This window comes from Candidatus Tisiphia endosymbiont of Hybos culiciformis (assembly GCF_964030975.1).
Taxonomy (GTDB): Bacteria; Pseudomonadota; Alphaproteobacteria; order Rickettsiales; family Rickettsiaceae; genus Tisiphia.
The window spans coordinates 1-15,464 of record NZ_CAXIQH010000002.1; the positions used below are offsets into that span (position 1 = coordinate 1).

Annotated in this window: 22 protein-coding genes and 1 pseudogene; 6 read left to right on the forward strand and 17 right to left on the reverse strand. The window is 34.8% G+C overall.

Translation table 11 applies throughout. The features are described from left to right. The 9 genes from ACQH2P_RS10650 to ACQH2P_RS10690 all read right to left on the reverse strand — a co-directional run. A partial coding sequence (locus ACQH2P_RS10650) for a hypothetical protein (protein ID WP_425364166.1) occupies positions 1–180 on the reverse strand: 180 nt, incomplete at its 3' end. Between the two features lie 2 nt (positions 181–182). Beyond that, complete coding sequence (locus tag ACQH2P_RS10655; protein ID WP_425364167.1) at positions 183–329, reverse strand: hypothetical protein; 147 nt, start codon at positions 327–329, stop codon at positions 183–185. Between the two features lie 145 nt (positions 330–474). Continuing rightward, entirely contained in the window at positions 475–600 is a 126-nt protein-coding gene (locus ACQH2P_RS10660) for a hypothetical protein (protein ID WP_425364168.1), read from the reverse strand. 30 nt (positions 601–630) lie between these two features. Next, complete coding sequence (locus ACQH2P_RS10665) at positions 631–864, reverse strand: hypothetical protein (RefSeq protein ID WP_425362589.1); 234 nt, start codon at positions 862–864, stop codon at positions 631–633. Between the two features lie 290 nt (positions 865–1,154). Continuing rightward, positions 1,155–1,529, reverse strand: coding sequence for a hypothetical protein (locus tag ACQH2P_RS10670; RefSeq protein ID WP_425364169.1), 375 nt, complete (start codon positions 1,527–1,529; stop codon positions 1,155–1,157). A gap of 301 nt (positions 1,530–1,830) precedes the next feature. After that, on the reverse strand, positions 1,831–2,220 hold the full coding sequence (locus ACQH2P_RS10675; RefSeq protein WP_425364170.1) for a type II toxin-antitoxin system VapC family toxin: 390 nt from the start codon (positions 2,218–2,220) through the stop codon (positions 1,831–1,833). Further along, positions 2,213–2,470, reverse strand: coding sequence for an AbrB/MazE/SpoVT family DNA-binding domain-containing protein (locus ACQH2P_RS10680; protein ID WP_425364171.1), 258 nt, complete (start codon positions 2,468–2,470; stop codon positions 2,213–2,215). The genes ACQH2P_RS10675 and ACQH2P_RS10680 overlap by 8 nt, the downstream gene beginning before the upstream one ends. Positions 2,471–3,075: 605 nt before the next feature. Then, on the reverse strand, positions 3,076–3,219 hold the full coding sequence (locus ACQH2P_RS10685) for a hypothetical protein (protein WP_425364172.1): 144 nt from the start codon (positions 3,217–3,219) through the stop codon (positions 3,076–3,078). After that, the gene (locus ACQH2P_RS10690; RefSeq protein WP_425364232.1) at positions 3,210–3,878 is read right to left on the reverse strand and encodes a reverse transcriptase domain-containing protein; all 669 of its coding nucleotides are present in this window, start codon (positions 3,876–3,878) and stop codon (positions 3,210–3,212) included. Before ACQH2P_RS10690 ends, ACQH2P_RS10685 begins: the two co-directional genes overlap by 10 nt. Positions 3,879–4,096: 218 nt before the next feature. Here ACQH2P_RS10690 and ACQH2P_RS10695 point away from each other — a divergent pair, with 218 nt between their 5' ends. Further along, positions 4,097–4,228: a hypothetical protein gene (locus ACQH2P_RS10695; protein ID WP_425364173.1), complete on the forward strand. Its 132-nt coding sequence runs from the start codon at positions 4,097–4,099 to the stop codon at positions 4,226–4,228. A 272-nt stretch (positions 4,229–4,500) separates the two neighbouring features. Here the strand turns inward: ACQH2P_RS10695 and ACQH2P_RS10700 are convergent, their stop codons facing one another. Continuing rightward, positions 4,501–4,668, reverse strand: a complete 168-nt coding sequence (locus ACQH2P_RS10700) for a hypothetical protein (RefSeq protein WP_425363295.1) — start codon at positions 4,666–4,668, stop codon at positions 4,501–4,503. Between the two features lie 106 nt (positions 4,669–4,774). On the opposite strand from ACQH2P_RS10700, the gene ACQH2P_RS10705 reads away from it, so the two are divergent. Together ACQH2P_RS10705 and tnpB are read left to right on the forward strand one after the other, a co-directional pair. Further along, a complete protein-coding gene (locus ACQH2P_RS10705) occupies positions 4,775–5,164 on the forward strand; it encodes a hypothetical protein (RefSeq protein ID WP_425362660.1) in 390 nt (129 codons plus the stop codon). Continuing rightward, positions 5,152–5,505, forward strand: coding sequence for an IS66 family insertion sequence element accessory protein TnpB (gene tnpB, locus ACQH2P_RS10710; RefSeq protein WP_425362591.1), 354 nt, complete (start codon positions 5,152–5,154; stop codon positions 5,503–5,505). The genes ACQH2P_RS10705 and tnpB overlap by 13 nt, the downstream gene beginning before the upstream one ends. Here tnpB and ACQH2P_RS10715 read toward each other — a convergent pair. The 7 genes and pseudogenes from ACQH2P_RS10715 to ACQH2P_RS10745 all read right to left on the reverse strand — a co-directional run bounded on the left by ACQH2P_RS10715 (position 5,502) and on the right by ACQH2P_RS10745 (position 11,540). Next, on the reverse strand, positions 5,502–6,611 hold the full coding sequence (locus ACQH2P_RS10715; RefSeq protein ID WP_425362755.1) for an IS66 family transposase: 1,110 nt from the start codon (positions 6,609–6,611) through the stop codon (positions 5,502–5,504). The genes tnpB and ACQH2P_RS10715 overlap by 4 nt on opposite strands. Before the next feature lie 38 nt (positions 6,612–6,649). Then, positions 6,650–6,883, reverse strand: coding sequence for a hypothetical protein (locus ACQH2P_RS10720; RefSeq protein WP_425362621.1), 234 nt, complete (start codon positions 6,881–6,883; stop codon positions 6,650–6,652). A gap of 30 nt (positions 6,884–6,913) precedes the next feature. Continuing rightward, positions 6,914–7,147 (reverse strand): hypothetical protein, encoded by a 234-nt coding sequence (locus tag ACQH2P_RS10725; protein WP_425362589.1) that lies wholly within the window; start codon positions 7,145–7,147, stop codon positions 6,914–6,916. A 377-nt stretch (positions 7,148–7,524) separates the two neighbouring features. After that, complete coding sequence (locus tag ACQH2P_RS10730; RefSeq protein ID WP_425364174.1) at positions 7,525–7,770, reverse strand: hypothetical protein; 246 nt, start codon at positions 7,768–7,770, stop codon at positions 7,525–7,527. A 490-nt stretch (positions 7,771–8,260) separates the two neighbouring features. Next, positions 8,261–9,239, reverse strand: a pseudogene (ftsZ, locus tag ACQH2P_RS10735) (cell division protein FtsZ); the annotation flags it as partial. A 69-nt stretch (positions 9,240–9,308) separates the two neighbouring features. Beyond that, complete coding sequence (gene fumC, locus ACQH2P_RS10740) at positions 9,309–10,691, reverse strand: class II fumarate hydratase (RefSeq protein WP_425364233.1); 1,383 nt, start codon at positions 10,689–10,691, stop codon at positions 9,309–9,311. A gap of 192 nt (positions 10,692–10,883) precedes the next feature. Next, positions 10,884–11,540 carry a DUF2278 family protein gene (locus ACQH2P_RS10745; protein ID WP_425364175.1) on the reverse strand — a complete coding sequence of 219 codons (657 nt, stop codon included), beginning with the start codon at positions 11,538–11,540 and terminating at the stop codon, positions 10,884–10,886. A gap of 191 nt (positions 11,541–11,731) precedes the next feature. Between ACQH2P_RS10745 and ACQH2P_RS10750 the strand changes: the two genes are divergently transcribed. The 3 genes from ACQH2P_RS10750 to leuS all read left to right on the forward strand — a co-directional run bounded on the left by ACQH2P_RS10750 (position 11,732) and on the right by leuS (position 15,350). After that, positions 11,732–11,956, forward strand: a complete 225-nt coding sequence (locus ACQH2P_RS10750) for an AbrB/MazE/SpoVT family DNA-binding domain-containing protein (RefSeq protein WP_425364176.1) — start codon at positions 11,732–11,734, stop codon at positions 11,954–11,956. Further along, a complete protein-coding gene (locus tag ACQH2P_RS10755) occupies positions 11,953–12,351 on the forward strand; it encodes a type II toxin-antitoxin system VapC family toxin (RefSeq protein WP_425364177.1) in 399 nt (132 codons plus the stop codon). The genes ACQH2P_RS10750 and ACQH2P_RS10755 overlap by 4 nt, the downstream gene beginning before the upstream one ends. 437 nt (positions 12,352–12,788) lie before the next feature. Further along, positions 12,789–15,350: a leucine--tRNA ligase gene (gene leuS / locus ACQH2P_RS10760; protein ID WP_425364178.1), complete on the forward strand. Its 2,562-nt coding sequence runs from the start codon at positions 12,789–12,791 to the stop codon at positions 15,348–15,350. Positions 15,351–15,464 lie beyond the last annotated feature (114 nt).

Sequence of the window (15,464 nt, forward strand, 5' to 3'; positions counted from 1 at the left end):
ATTAATATTGAGATGTTTGGCTATATCTTTGCAAGAATAGTGATGGAGTAGCTGGCGAACTAATTCCTTTAGATGGTTTGGTATGGGATCAAACTTGTTAGTTTTAGTTTGACGCCAGGCTTTAAATTGCTGAGCTACTTGCTCAATAGTAATTGATGTATTTGCATAGTAGGAACCCAAATTTATAAAATAAATTTTATACTAACAAAAAAATTAGATAGAGTTATGCAGTTTTGCTGCAAGTATACGAAGGGAGTACCGTAGGTCTTTTGTAACACTATTGCACTTTTGCTACTATTTGTCCATTTGTTGATATTCTTATTGTTCATAACTGTATAATCGCAAGCATTACAGCGTAACGTTTTCTTTACATATCTGTTGACTGTAATTGGAGCATTACCTGTAAATTGTAGCAATTTTCTAGCTTCACTATTATAGAGTTTACCATTATCACAGTGAGGACAGCTATCACCACTACAAAATTCTCAGGAGATAAATAGCTGGTATTCGCATCCTGATAATCATCAAATCCATATTTACCTTGCCAATTACTGCGATCTCTCTTCTTGGACTCATCGTACTCTTCTTCATTACCACCATTCTTATTATCAGATTCACTCGGTGGTTCTTTTAATGAATCTGAACTATCTTTTTTTTGTTATCTGCCTTAAAACCAATCATCATCTCCTTAAGCTTATTTATACTGATGTTTGATGATGCTAGCTTGTCTATTAGTTCGTTACAAAATTTCACAAGTTCTATCACCGCTTGCTGATCATCTCCTGTTAATGAACTTGCCTTAATATGTTGTATTAGTTCTTCTCGTTCCTCAGCACTTAAGGTCGCTACTTTTGGCTTTTTCATTTTGATTCATTCATTACGTTTAATAATTGAAATGTTATAGTATAACTGATAGTTTTTCCAACCAGTTTTTTTACTAATCGGTGATATTTGCATAGTAGGAACCCAAATTTATAAATAAATTCATACTACCAAAAAATTTAATAGAGTTATGCAGTTTTGCTGCAAGTATACTCAATATTTGCTCACCAATTTTTCGGTATTTTTAGTTGGTCTTTTTCGGTAATTATAGACACCACACAATACACCTTTTCTTGGCACACACACAAAATAAATGATTGACTCAATTTTGCTTAAAAAACCCCTGAGTGTTCTGGTGAATGGACAACATCTCCAGTTAATAACCTCTCGAACGCTTTATACAAATCATCGGAATTACTTGCGTCAGATAATAACAACTTACAATCATGATAACTAACTGTTTTCGTTCCTGAGCTATGTTTTATCTGTTGTGTTAGCGTTTCTTGAATTGATGACTGCCCCTTAAGCGGTGTTATTTTCCCTATAGCCAGCTCTAATTGTTGCATTTTCTTTAATTGTAGCAGCATAACATCATACTTATATTCCTTAACAATCTGTTGTATTTCTTTATCAGCCTGTGCTTTCAGAACATTATTCTTATAGTTATTTATTTGGGCAAGTACCTTATCATGAAATAATAGATGCAATAAAAAATTCTTTTTACAGAAAGTAGTAAGTTATATTATACCAAATTAAGGGATTTGTAGGAGAATTTTTTTAGAATCATTTTTTCTTTTTATGAAGAAATTTTAGAAGAAATCAAAAAAACCAGCCTCTGGAAGTCTTGTATCTACAGGGCTACATCCTTATGCCACATTCCTACATAAATGTTGCTAGTTCCCTTTATACTCCAATAACTAAACATTCCCTTGGAGTAAAAAAAAATAGAAGATTAAGTTAATTCGAATAATCCAGTTGCCATTTTGCTGGATCCATTTTTGTAAGAGTTTAGCGAATTAATTTAATATCTGCATTATTTAATTGTAGTTGAGCCCAAACCTTATCAGCAGTGTATATAGGTATTTGCAATTTGATACCTAGAGCAATACAAGCACGATCGCCTAAAGATAAACCTTTATGCTGAACATGTGATTGTAGTTCTGCTACATATCCAGCTTGTTCAAGATCAAATGGAACAATTAGAGTAACAATATCGGTAATCAAAGTCAGTGCCTCTTGTGGTGAAATACCAATGCGTTGTAATGCCGTTAAAGATTCTGCAATATTTACAGCCGACATGACAGAAAACTTTAATAGAGGTTTTATTATCTCTGCTCCTTGTTCTTCTTGGATGAGAGCGAGTAATGCGGAAGCATCAAGTATAATATTATTATTCACAATCTGCCTCTAAACGTCTCATAGCTATTAGTTCATCAACAAGGGAAATATTTTGACTAGTGACATTAATATGGTTTTTCACCTTTGTTTGTAGTTTGGATAAAGCTTGATTAGAAGTGGTAATATAAATTGTATCATCCTTCATATGTAATATAATGTCATCTCCTGCCATTAGATGAAGGTTCTGACGAAATAACGATGGAATGATGACTCTACCACCATTACCTAATTTAGTACGTATAACTTCCATAATATCCCTATTGATTATTTTCTTTATATAATGTTTATATAAATCATATTATTCTATTTATGCCATAATTTGTTTATTATACCTTTATTATTCATAAGTGTCAAATATTGTCATTTCGTGGAGTAGACGTAATAGTCACCTATTACGCCCCTCGTTAGATCCGCATCGTGCCCTATTAAGGCAATGGGCTCAAGATATCATCATTTACACAGTATGTACACTTAACATGACATGATATACTTTTACCTTTGGCAAAGGGTGGCGTATAATGAAAAGTTTAAATTGTTCCCAGTTAAGTGATTTCTTTTGACTGCGTCTGTTTAGCCATTTGAACATTATTTTAACCGCCTTCCATATGAAACTATCTACTGCATTGCAATTGTGCGACACTCCATAATATTGGATATGTCCTCTAAGCTTGCTGCAGAATGTTGCCCATATGATAGGTAGTTTGCATTTGTTTCTAATGCCTTTACCCCAGTCATTAACTTTCTTTAACTTGGCTCTTATTCTTTTTCCACTACTCTTTACTTTAGGTATTATTCTACCATTCCTAGACCTTCCCAGATAAAAGGTAAATCCTAGAAAATCAAAGACCTCCTGTTTTATACCTCGAAACAGCTGACTCTTTGAAAATCTGACCACTCTGGTCTTTTCTTCATTAAGTTTAAGTTTGTACTTTTCGAGTCGTTTTGCAAGAACTGCTTTAATCTTCTTTGCATCCTCTTCATATCTATAGTTATGCCCATAGGATTAGGTGATAAAGAACATAACGATTGTAAGTTGTCATTCTTAGCAACGGCGGGAATCTAGATGCCTGCTTTCGCAAGGTTAACACAAAGTTTGTATCACCTAATTCAATAGGTTTCACTATACAGCATATCACCGCATCATCACAGTAGCGAAATAACTCTACCTCTCCCCTGCAATGCTGGGTAACTACTTTTTTAATCCATTCATCTAGTACATAATGAGCAAATATATTCGCAAGTACGGGGCTTACAATACTTCCTGCAATTACCCCTTCTTCCTGGATAGTTAACTCTCCATCAGATAATACTCCCGCCTTAAACATACGGATTAAATACCTAATTAGCCTCATATCCTGGACTTTCTCCTGTAATATTTCGATCAATATCTTCCTGTCCACTGTACCAAAAAAGTTTGCTAAGTCTAAGTCTATTATGCTCTCAACCTCCTTTTCATAAAGATGTTTTGAAAGCTCTCTTACTGCATCATGACATCCAATTCCTGCCCTGAAACCGTAGGAACATTTAAGGAATAATGGCTCATAGATGTTCTCAAGTACTTTCTTCATCATCTTTTGGCAGAGCTTATCTTCGAAATTGCTAATCCCTAAAATCCTATATTTACCCGGGCTTCCTTCCTTTGGTATAGTGAAACCTATTGAATTAGGTGATACAAACTTTGTGTCATACCTGCGAAAGCAGGTATCTAGATTCCCGCCTTCGCGGGAATGACAACTTACAATCGTTATGTTCTTTATCACCTAATCCTATGAGCATAACTATATCTTTACCTCTAGTATATTCCCTGGTTTATATACCATATTCTTTAGCTTACTAGCCAATTCTCTGATATTCTCTGTAAGGTTTAAGCTATAGTTTGATTTGTCCATACCATCTGTTCCAACTGCTTTCTTCGCATCAAGCTCTTGGTATAGTTATGCCCATAGGATTAGGTGATAAAGAACATAACGATTGTAAGTTGTCATTCCTAGCTGCGGCGGGAATCTAGATACCTGCTTTCGCAAGGTTAACACAAAGTTTGTATCACCTAATTCAATAGGTTTAACTATATATTCAATTCTCTAGCAATTTTTTTAATTGCCTTACCATCAACGTGGTACATCCTACGTATTCTTCCTATTGTTTCCACTATAAACACCCCTTTAAAACTCCTTAAAAAAAATATTAACAATATTAATTTTTCGGAGATATTGTTACTTATTTAGGGGGGCAATTTTCATTACAATTTTTCCTTTAAAGGGGTCAATAGATGATTACAATTTACACCGCTAATTGCCAGCTATTCTTCCTCTCAACAGAACTCATTAATGCTTTGACATACAGTGACATATTATTAAAAGTTCTATAATCATTACATCCTACTCTTAAACCACTCTGACCTTCTTCTATCATTCCTTCCAGTTCTTGCCATATCTTGATGTTATCCATTCCTTATCTCATCTCCTCCTTCAACGTATACTTGCAGCAAAACTGCATAACTCTATCTAATTTTTTTGTTAGTATAAAATTTATTTTATAAATTTGGGTTCCTACTATGCAAATACCATCAATTACTATTGAGCAAGTAGCTCAGCAATTTAAAGCCTGGCGTCAAACTAAAACTAACAAGTTTGATCCCATACCAAACCATCTAAAGGAATTAGTTCGCCAGCTACTCCATCACTATTCTTGCAAAGATATAGCCAAACATCTCAATATTAATAAAACAATAATTAGTTCAATTCAACGTATACTTGCAGCAAAACTGCAACAAGATATTAATTTCCTTCCATTTCAACTAGTAAATTCTATAGATACTGATCCTGTGGCTACTCCCAAACAAAATTACTACACTTGCCACATTATTAAACCAAATGGTACCAAGCTTATTATCCAAACATTGGATCCAAAAATCATAATTCAGACATTTCTATGCTGCAACTAACCCCTCAGTCAGTTATTTTTGTTGCCACTATTGCCATCGACTTTCGTAAGGGTATCGATGGTTTAATAGCTGTTTGCAGACAAAAACTTTCTTCCAACCCTCTTAATGGTTCCTTGTTTTTATTCTATAATAAAAACAGAACTGCCATTAAAATTTTGTCCTTTGATGGTCAAGGCTTTTGGTTATGCTCTAAACGCCTATCCAAAGGTAAATTTACGGCAAAACTTTCCCCATCTGATAATTCATCTTATCAGATTTGTTATAGAACCTTACACATTCTTATTCATAATGGTGATCCTAGTTCTGCCAAACTCTCTAATGATTGGCTTCCTGTCATTTAAGCTGCCGTCTCGATTAATTCCGTATTATTTATATATCTTGCATAGGCAAAAGGCGTATAATTCGTAGGATGCTTCTTTGCTTTGTTGCTCTGCTCTTGCAGCCAATTTAAATATTTAAATGCATTGATTTCATTCTCACTACAAGTCTTTACTATACTATACAGACCACTATGTATCTCAGCACTATTGATTGTTTTAAAGAATAATGAATTCTTCCTTTGTAAAATAATGGTACGTAGTGACCTCTCAGCCCAATTATTATCAAGACTGCTAACTGGAATTTTCAAAAATTGCGTCAAACCTTCTTTATTATTTAACCAATATTTCATAGCTTGCCCAAACCTACTATTAGGCTCAACTTTCTTGTCGTTAAATAATTCATCTATTTTGTTATATATATTTTCTATATATTTACTGCTATGTTCCTGATGGTACTTCAGCTTCTCCTCAAGGCTCATCTCTTTACATTGATGTTCATTATGGTAAATCCCAGCAGTCTGTTTGAGAAAATATCCGCATTCTTCAGGGTAATATGGTTCATTCTCTGTAAATTTTCTCTGCCCATGTGACAAACAATTGATCATCACTATTATTGCCAGTAATTCTTTATCTGCTTCTGATAATACCGGGTTATTATTGTTACTTGCATCAGTCATTAAATGAATAGAATCAGTCCTATTCTTACGATTCTTTAGTACGTTACCAATATTTTCCCCGCCATGCTTATTACCGGTAAAATATAAAACTATCACCTCATTATTGGCAGTCTTAGCACATATAGTAGTGGTATAACAGCTGCGTCCTTTCTTATTTTGAGTACGTAATTTTTTATTGGCTACAGTAATTTCTAAAATTCTAGCTCTAGTATCATCAAGATTCAGTGAGCTACATTCGGCAGCCATTTCCAATAATACCCTGTAAATTTCAGCTCCACCACCTTCTTGCCAAACATCTAAATATTGTTGCCACAACGAGCTATATGATACAGGAACCCCGCTTAAACTTTGCAACCTAGATAAACGATAGAAGGGAGTACCGTAGGTCTTTTGTAACACTATTGCACTTTTGCTACTATTTGTCCATTTGTTGATATTCTTATTGTTCATAACTGTATAATCGCAAGCATTACAGCGTAACGTTTTCTTTACATATCTGTTGACTGTAATTGGAGCATTACCTGTAAATTGTAGCAATTTTCTAGCTTCACTATTATAGAGTTTACCATTATCACAGTGAGGACAGCTATCACCACTACAAAAATTCTCAGGAGATAAATAGCTGGTATTCGCATCCTGATAATCATCAAATCCATATTTACCTTGCCAATTACTGCGATCTCTCTTCTTGGACTCATCGTACTCTTCTTCATTACCACCATTCTTATTATCAGATTCACTCGGTGGTTCTTTTAATGAATCTGAACTATCTTTTTTTTGTTATCTGCCTTAAAACCAATCATCATCTCCTTAAGCTTATTTATACTGATGTTTGATGATGCTAGCTTGTCTATTAGTTCGTTACAAAATTTCACAAGTTCTATCACCGCTTGCTGATCATCTCCTGTTAATGAACTTGCCTTAATATGTTGTATTAGTTCTTCTCGTTCCTCAGCACTTAAGGTCGCTACTTTTGGCTTTTTCATTTTGATTCATTCATTACGTTTAATAATTGAAATGTTATAGTATAACTGATAGTTTTTCAACCAGTTTTTTTACTAATCGGTGATATTTGCATAGTAGGAACCCAAATTTATAAAATAAATTCATACTACCAAAAAAATTTAATAGAGTTATGCAGTTTTGCTGCAAGTATACCCTTCAACTATGCCATACATTCTAATACATTTTATATTATTTGTAAACTACGACTGTAGTACTAATCCGATTAGCATTACTCCGTCTATTAGCAGGGCAGTTTAAAAGTCGCAACTAATGATATAAAATACTAGATTTTAGAAACGAATAACCGTCATCGCGAGCCACGAAGTGGCGTGGCGATCCAAATAAACAGCTTGCTGTTTTATTTTTGCCGTTGCAATTTTTTGGATTGCCGTGTCGTAGCGAAGCGGCTCCTCGCAATGACGTTTATGCATTTCTCAAAACAGATTCTTATATCATTAGTTGCGACTTTTAAACTGCCCTGGTCTATTATAGTGAAACCTATTGAATTAGGTGATACAAACTTTGTGTCATACCTGCGAAAGCAGGTATCTAGATTCCCGCCTACGCGGGAATGACAACTTACAATAGTTATGTTCTTTATCACCTAATCCTATAGGCATAACTATAGCAAGGAAGCATGAGTTGACGAAGCATTGTAAGTGTGTTATGGGTAAATACTAATATCGGGTTAACTATAAAAATTAATTATTTCGGTTTCCTTAAAAAAGCAGGGATATCATGGATATCAACTTCTGTATCATTTTTCTGAGAAATTGGAGGAGTATGACTTTTTGTTTGTTCCTGAGTTTGAGTAGTATTGGATTTTAGTGAATTCCACATTCTACTGAGTAAAGATGATTTAGCGTCCTTGCTACTTATCGTTGACTGATTTGGTATATTAATTGATGTTGCCTGAATGCTTAAATTTAAAGGTTGTATTTCAGAATCTACTAAATTAGCCTTCTCACCGATATATTGAGCAAAGTCTGGAATTTCTTCTAAAATTGTTGTCTCTGTCAAATTAGGATTACTAGCTACCTGTTCATAGCTTGTAGGAGTACTAGTCACTGATTCAATAGGTTGGGACTTGTTGCTTATTACTTGATCAGCATCAATACCAGTAGCGACCACCGATACCCGGATAATGCCATTTAATTCTTGATTAAACGTTGAACCAAAAATAATGTTAGCATCACTATCTCCCACTTCTTCTCTAATTCTATTAGCGGCACTATCAACCTCAAATAAGGTCATATCCGCACCACCAGTAATATTAATTAACACTCCTCTAGCACCACGCATTGAGTTATGATCTAGTAGTGGATTAGAGATAGCTGCTTCAGCCGCCTTAACCGCTCTATCTTCGCCAGATGCTTCTCCCGTACCCATCATAGCTTTACCCATTTCGCTCATCACTGTTCTAATGTCGGCAAAATCTAGATTAATAAGACCTGGCATGATCATCAAATCAGTAACTCCTCTGACTCCAGCATGTAATACATCATCTGCCATTTTAAAGGCATCGGCAAAGGTAGTACTCTCATTTGCTATACGAAATAAATTTTGATTCGGTATTACTATCAGAGTATCAACAAATCTTTGTAGTTCTAGTAAACCTTGTTCAGCAGTTTTAATTCTGTGTTTTCCTTCAAAATGAAAAGGTTTAGTGACCACACCGACAGTAAGAATTCCTAGCTCTTTAGCGATCTTTGCCACAACCGGAGAAGCACCTGTACCAGTTCCCCCACCCATACCGGCTGTGATAAAAACCATATTGCTACCCTCTAAATACCCCTTAATCTCGTTGGCTGATTCTTCCGCTGCTAAAGCTCCGATTTCTGGAGCCGCCCCAGCACCAAGACCTTTAGTGATAGCAATCCCTAGCTGTATTTTATTGTCACATAAAGAATGCTCGAGTGATTGTGCATCGGTATTGGCGACAACAAAGTTTGCTCCTTGTAATTTGGCAAGTAGCATATTATTTATTGCATTACCACCAGCTCCTCCAACACCAAATACTGTAATAATTGGTTTAAGAATTATATTTTCTGGTGCTTTGAGATGTAAAGCCATAATAATATTTTACCTGTTAAATATAAATTGTTTTTAGTATAATAGACTTTATAAAGAGCATCAACTTAATTATACCATATTTTCGGCTACCACTAAGCGATCAAACTCTTCACCTGATAAAAATTTTAATTTTATAGCCGCTTCTCTTAAAGTTATACCTTCTTGATAGGCTTTTTTTGCAACTTTTGCCGCATTATCATAACCTATATGTGGATTTAATGCTGTTACTAACATTAGCGATTGTTCTCTCAGCTTATTAATACGTTCTATATTTGGCTCTAGACCTTCAATACAATGCGTAACAAAACTATTTATGCTAGAAGAAATTAGGTCTATTGACTGCAAAATATTATAGATTATAACAGGCTTAAAGGTATTTAGTTCAAGATGACCATTTGATCCGGCTATAGTTACTGCAAGATTATTTCCCATAACCTGCACACAAACCATAGTCAATGCCTCAATTTGTGTTGGGTTGACCTTACCTGGCATGATTGAAGAACCAGGCTCATTTTCCGGTAGATGTAATTCACCAAAGCCACATCTTGGTCCTGATCCTAACAGTCTAATGTCATTGGCAATTTTCATTAAACTTCCGGCTATAGTATTTAGAGTACCAGAAAATTCTACTAATGCATCATGAGTAGCTAATGCCTCAAATTTATTAGCAGCACTTTTGAAAGGATGATTGGTATATGTAGCAACTTGATCGGAAAATTTTACGGCAAATTCTTTACGGCAATTAATACCAGTACCTACTGCAGTTCCACCTTGTGCCAAAAAATATACTCTTTTGAGTGATTCCTCAACTCGTTCTATGGAATATGCTATTTGCGTTACATAACCAGAGAATTCTTGCCCAAGCGTTATTGGTGTGGCATCTTGCAAATGAGTACGTCCTATCTTAACTATGTTATTCCAAGCTGTAGCTTTGGTATTTAACGCTGAATGCAGACTGGTTAATGCTGGAATTAATTGTTGCTTACTAGCCAATATAGTTGCTATGTGCATAGCAGTTGGGAATGAGTCGTTGGATGATTGAGCCATATTTACATGGTCATTTGGGTGAATTGGTGACTTGCCACCCTTCTTGCCTACTAATTGTTCATTACCAATAGAGGCTATTACCTCATTGATATTCATATTAGTCTGGGTACCAGAACCAGTCTGCCATACTACTAAAGGAAATTGATCATCAAATTCCCCTTTCAATATTCTAGTGGTCGCTTGATCTATTGCTTCTGCTATTTCAGGCTTAAGATCACCTAATTCTTTATTGACTTTTGCCGCACATTTTTTTAAAATTGCTAGTGCCTTAATCAACTGAATAGGCATCTTTTGATTGCCTATCTTAAAATTCTCAATAGATCTTTGAGTTCCTGCTCCCCAATAATACTGATCATCTACTTTGATTTCTCCAAATGAATCAGTTTCAATCCTATAATTTTTCATATAAATTTTTCTTTTTCGACCTTTTATATTTATATAGCTAACCCAACTAACATTGTCATTGCGAGGAGCTACTTTAGTAGCGACGAAGCAATCCAGAAAAGCGATTAGAAATGGATTGCTTCGTAGGCTTACGCCTTCTCGCAATGACGTAAATTTGCTATGACTAATCAGGTTAGCTATATATTAGTTCACTTAATCTTTATCAATAGGATTGCCTGAATCATCAGTAGGCAAAGATTGTTCATCAAACATGAAGAAAAAAGCTTTAATGCCATTATTAGGGGTTTCTATGAATATAGCCCCATCTTGATAAATGCCATTATCTTGACTGTGTGGTTCAGAGTTCCCCTGATTCAGATGTATATTATGTATACCTCTAGGGGGTAGTTGATTATGTATTTGCTGTAGTTGTAAACCATAAGGTGTTACTGACCTTGTTTCAATATCATCATAAGATTCACCTAAAATACATATCTTTGTATCACGTGTAATATGTGCGTCTAACAAAGATGAAATTTCTTGCCATGGTTTTGGTTGCATATTTTTTAAATAATCTACTTGCAAAATTCCGCTACGGAGATAATCAAACCTATAGGCGTGAGTTAACTGATTCAAGCTAAATAATCCTTCATCTCCTAGTTTACCTAAATTAGTTAATAACTCGTTACTAAACTGCTCGATATAGAATACTTTAACATTAGCTCTAGAATCGGACTGAGTGTCTATATTTACTTGATAGTCTAATTTATCGGCTTGTACTATAAGATTGTGATGAGTCATTGTGTGTTTTGTACGATCTTCTAAATCCTGTGATACAATGCCTTTTAAACATGAGTAATTTGCTAACATAACAATATCCTTTATAAGTTTTAATTTATATTATATCAACTTGCCAGTGAGTCAATCATTATTAACAGGAGTGGCTTATGAAAAATTTGTTGATTCCTAACTCACTGATTGATTGACTAGTAAGAGTTTTACTTGTAAATTCTTTACTTGTTTGTTATACTGTTAAGAAAGCAACTAGTTTGAGTAATATAATGCGAATATCTAGCAAAGGGCAGATTACCATACCAATTAATATCAGGAATAAGTTTGGTTTCCTGCCAGATACTGAACTCTCTTTTATTGAAAAAGATGATGGCGTGTTAATTAAAAAACACCAAAGCAATAAGCATAGAGGGATAAAATTATTAGCACATTTGTCAGGCAAAACTACTGTAAAAATGTCAACTGATGAGATAATAAGGCTTACTAGAGCATGATTCTAGTAGATAGCAATATATTGCTAGATATTTTAACAGTAGATGATAAATGGTACGGCTGGTCTTCTGATAAATTATCTAGTCTTTCACAATTTCATGAATTGATAATTAATGATTTTATTTATACTGAAGTTTCTATAGGTTTTGAAAGAATTGAAGATTTAGAAGCAGTGTTATTAGGAAGATTTTTTAGAATTATGCCAGTACCTAAAGAAGCTCTATTTTTAGCTGGTAAAGTTTTTCTACAATATAAAACAAATAGTGGTAATAAAAACTTTGTTTTACCAGATTTCTTTATTGGTACTCACGCTAATATACTTGATATTCCGCTACTTACCAGAGATACAGGACGCTATAAAACATATTTCCCTAAACTGCAACTTATAACTCCTTAGGGTTTATTGTCAAATACGATCATATATAGCTAATCCAACAATTCTGTGGTTAAATAGGTGGCAGCTAAATTAGTGATGAAAGAAGCTGTAATAAAAATTATTAAGAATTAATTAAGGAATTCCAACCTGGAATATGAGGGGAATGGTGGTATTGATGGTAAATAAGACGAACCTTAGCTTACGAAAAAACTGAACGAAGCAGGGGTTTTTCAGAAGCAGGTGGATTGATAAGTACAAAGTTTGTAAGCCAGCAAATTCCATCAGGTCTATAGGGGAATTAGATTAATTTATTAGCTATAAAGCCGGATACATGCTTCGTCGCCATTAGAGCGGCTTTTCGCAATGATGGCAGGCTGTTTTCCCTATGACTTTTACACTGCCATGCGTAAAGCAAGTGATATAATCACTACAAAATACCAATAAGTAAAGTGAAAATTATGAAAAATATTGAGAAAAAATGGCAAGAAATTTGGCTTGAGGAAAAAGCTTTTGCCGCAGAAAACGACAGCGACAAGCCTAAATATTACGTACTCGAAATGTTACCTTACCCTTCCGGGAAAATTCATGTCGGACATATACGTAACTATTCTATTGGAGATTGCATAGCTCGTTTTATGAAATCACAGGGCTATAACGTATTACATCCCATGGGTTGGGACGCTTTTGGCTTGCCAGCAGAGAATGCTGCTATTAATAATAACTCTAATCCTAAAGACTGGACTTATTCAAACATCGCAACTATGCGAGATCAGCTAAAATCAATTGGCTTTTCATATGATTGGTCGCGAGAAATAACAACTTGTGATCCAGATTATTATAAGCATGAACAAAAATTCTTTTTAGAGCTTTATGAGAGGGGTTTAGCCTATCAAAAAGAATCTTTAGTTAATTGGGATCCTGTGGATAATACTGTTTTAGCTAATGAACAAGTAGTAGATGGTCGTGGATGGCGTTCCGGTTCCTTAGTTGAGAAACGATATTTAAAACAATGGTTTCTAAAAATCACTAATTACGCTGAAGAGCTATTAAATGGAATTACAAAACTGGACTGTTGGCCTGATTCTGTTAAATCTATGCAGGAAAAATGGATAGGCAAATCGGAAGGAGTAAATTTTAGTTTTAAAATACGCTCCTCTTTATACCATCCTCGCGAAGGCGAGGATCTAGATTCCAGCCTACGCGGGAATGACAGTGTGATAGAAGTGTTTTCTACCCGACCAGAAACTATCTTTGGAGCAAGTTTTGTTGCAATAGCCTATAACCATCCAATAATTGAGCAATTAGTGGATAAAAATAAAGATATGGTATCTTTTATTGGGGAGTGTTCACAATTACACACTAATGCTGCAGTAGATAAAGCCGAAAAAGAAGGGGTGTTTACTAACCTTCTCGCCATTCATCCATTTGATCCTACAATTATTATTCCTGTCGTAATAACAAATTTCGTACTAATGGATTATGGTACTGGAGCAGTTTTTGGATGCCCAGCCCATGATGAAAGAGATCATGCGTTAGCAAAGAAAATGGGCTTACCAACAAAGCAGGTAGTGATTAATAAGGATGTTCAAGTGGATGTATACTCGGAACCTTACATGGGTGATGGTATCATGATCAACTCAGATTTTTTGAATGATCTTACTATTCAGGAGGCTAAACAAAAATCTATAGAAGAACTTGAACAGCGTGGTTTAGGCAAACGTACTATTAACTACCGCCTGAAGGACTGGGGGGTGTCTAGACAAAGATATTGGGGCTGTCCTATTCCAATAATCTATTGTTCGGATTGTGGAGCTGTGCCAGTAGCTGAAAAAGAATTACCAATAACTCTACCAAACGATGTTACATTTTATGGACATGGCAATCCTCTTGATTTGCATCCTACTTGGAAACATACTAATTGCCCAAAATGTCAAAAACAAGCTATTCGAGAGACTGATACGTTAGATACATTTTTTGAGTCTTCTTGGTATTTCACCCGTTATTGTAGCGTGACAGCAAAAGATATCACCGACAAACAAGCCTGTGATTATTGGTTACCTGTTGACCAGTATATTGGTGGAATTGAACATGCAGTAATGCACCTTCTTTATTCCAGGTTCTTTACGAAAGTAATGAATGAACAAGGTTATCTTAGCATTCGCGAACCTTTTACTAATTTACTAACTCAAGGTATGGTTCTACATGCTACCTATAAAGATGCTAATAATAATTGGCTTTACCCAGATGAGGTAATAAAACAATCTGATAAGTGGATTAATAAAAACACTGGGGAAGAAGCATTTCAAGGACGAATAGAAAAAATGAGTAAATCCAAAAAGAATGTCGTGGATTTAGAGTCAATATTGGCAAACCATAGTGCTGATGCTATTAGGCTATTTGTCCTCTCCGATAGTCCGCCAGAGAAAGATTTCGAATGGTCGGCAAATGGTCTTGAGGGCTGTTCTCGTTTTATTAGTAAGTTAGAAAATATGGCAGAAATACTAATTAATAGTGAAATAACTGGGAGTGCTAATAAAAAACTAACAAAGATTACCCATTACACTATCAAACATGTTACCGAAGAACTAAAGGATTTTAAGCTAAATAAAGCCATAGCAAGGATGCGGGAGCTATTTAATGCTTTGTCAGATGAAATATCTAAGGGGAAGGAAGCCAATATTGATAGTGTTAAAGAGGGTTTTAGTATCTTGATCAAGTTACTTAACCCATTTATTCCACATATTACAGAAGAAATTTGGCAAAAATTAGGCAATAAGGAAAGATTATATCAAACTTCCTGGCCTTCTTTCAATGAATCCTTGTTAGAACTAGAATCTTATACCATGGCTATCCAAGTTAATGGTAAACTGAGAGCTACGCACGAATTTGCCAATGTAACGAACAATATTGAGATTCAGAATATGGTAATGCAATTACCCGAGATACAAAAACATTTAAGCGGTAAAGAACCTAAAAAAATTATCATAATACCCTCGAAAATAGTAAATATCGTGGTGTGAGACTATTAAGTTACAATTATAAGAAATAATTTAGAAGTTTTTCAACCAAACTTTTAAATTATTATTATTTTACATGAGTTGCAATATACTCTCTAAAATGCATGCTCAAAATAG

Excerpts from the sequence above, each read along its gene's own strand:
- ACQH2P_RS10705 (WP_425362660.1), top strand. The coding sequence starts at position 4,775 with ATGCAAATACCATCAATTACTATTGAGCAAGTAGCTCAGCAATTTAAA.
- ACQH2P_RS10680 (WP_425364171.1), bottom strand. The coding sequence starts at position 2,470 with ATGGAAGTTATACGTACTAAATTAGGTAATGGTGGTAGAGTCATCATT.
- ACQH2P_RS10720 (WP_425362621.1), bottom strand. The coding sequence starts at position 6,883 with ATGGTGGTAATGAAGAAGAGTACGATGAGTCCAAGAAGAGAGATCGCA.
- tnpB (WP_425362591.1), top strand. The coding sequence starts at position 5,152 with ATGCTGCAACTAACCCCTCAGTCAGTTATTTTTGTTGCCACTATTGCC.
- ACQH2P_RS10655 (WP_425364167.1), bottom strand. The coding sequence starts at position 329 with ATGAACAATAAGAATATCAACAAATGGACAAATAGTAGCAAAAGTGCA.
- ACQH2P_RS10755 (WP_425364177.1), top strand. The coding sequence starts at position 11,953 with ATGATTCTAGTAGATAGCAATATATTGCTAGATATTTTAACAGTAGAT.
- ACQH2P_RS10715 (WP_425362755.1), bottom strand. The coding sequence starts at position 6,611 with ATGAACAATAAGAATATCAACAAATGGACAAATAGTAGCAAAAGTGCA.
- ACQH2P_RS10750 (WP_425364176.1), top strand. The coding sequence starts at position 11,732 with ATGCGAATATCTAGCAAAGGGCAGATTACCATACCAATTAATATCAGG.
- ACQH2P_RS10745 (WP_425364175.1), bottom strand. The coding sequence starts at position 11,540 with ATGTTAGCAAATTACTCATGTTTAAAAGGCATTGTATCACAGGATTTA.
- ACQH2P_RS10665 (WP_425362589.1), bottom strand. The coding sequence starts at position 864 with ATGAAAAAGCCAAAAGTAGCGACCTTAAGTGCTGAGGAACGAGAAGAA.
- ACQH2P_RS10700 (WP_425363295.1), bottom strand. The coding sequence starts at position 4,668 with ATGGATAACATCAAGATATGGCAAGAACTGGAAGGAATGATAGAAGAA.
- leuS (WP_425364178.1), top strand. The coding sequence starts at position 12,789 with ATGAAAAATATTGAGAAAAAATGGCAAGAAATTTGGCTTGAGGAAAAA.
- ACQH2P_RS10685 (WP_425364172.1), bottom strand. The coding sequence starts at position 3,219 with ATGGGCATAACTATAGATATGAAGAGGATGCAAAGAAGATTAAAGCAG.
- ACQH2P_RS10725 (WP_425362589.1), bottom strand. The coding sequence starts at position 7,147 with ATGAAAAAGCCAAAAGTAGCGACCTTAAGTGCTGAGGAACGAGAAGAA.
- ACQH2P_RS10660 (WP_425364168.1), bottom strand. The coding sequence starts at position 600 with ATGGTGGTAATGAAGAAGAGTACGATGAGTCCAAGAAGAGAGATCGCA.
- fumC (WP_425364233.1), bottom strand. The coding sequence starts at position 10,691 with ATGAAAAATTATAGGATTGAAACTGATTCATTTGGAGAAATCAAAGTA.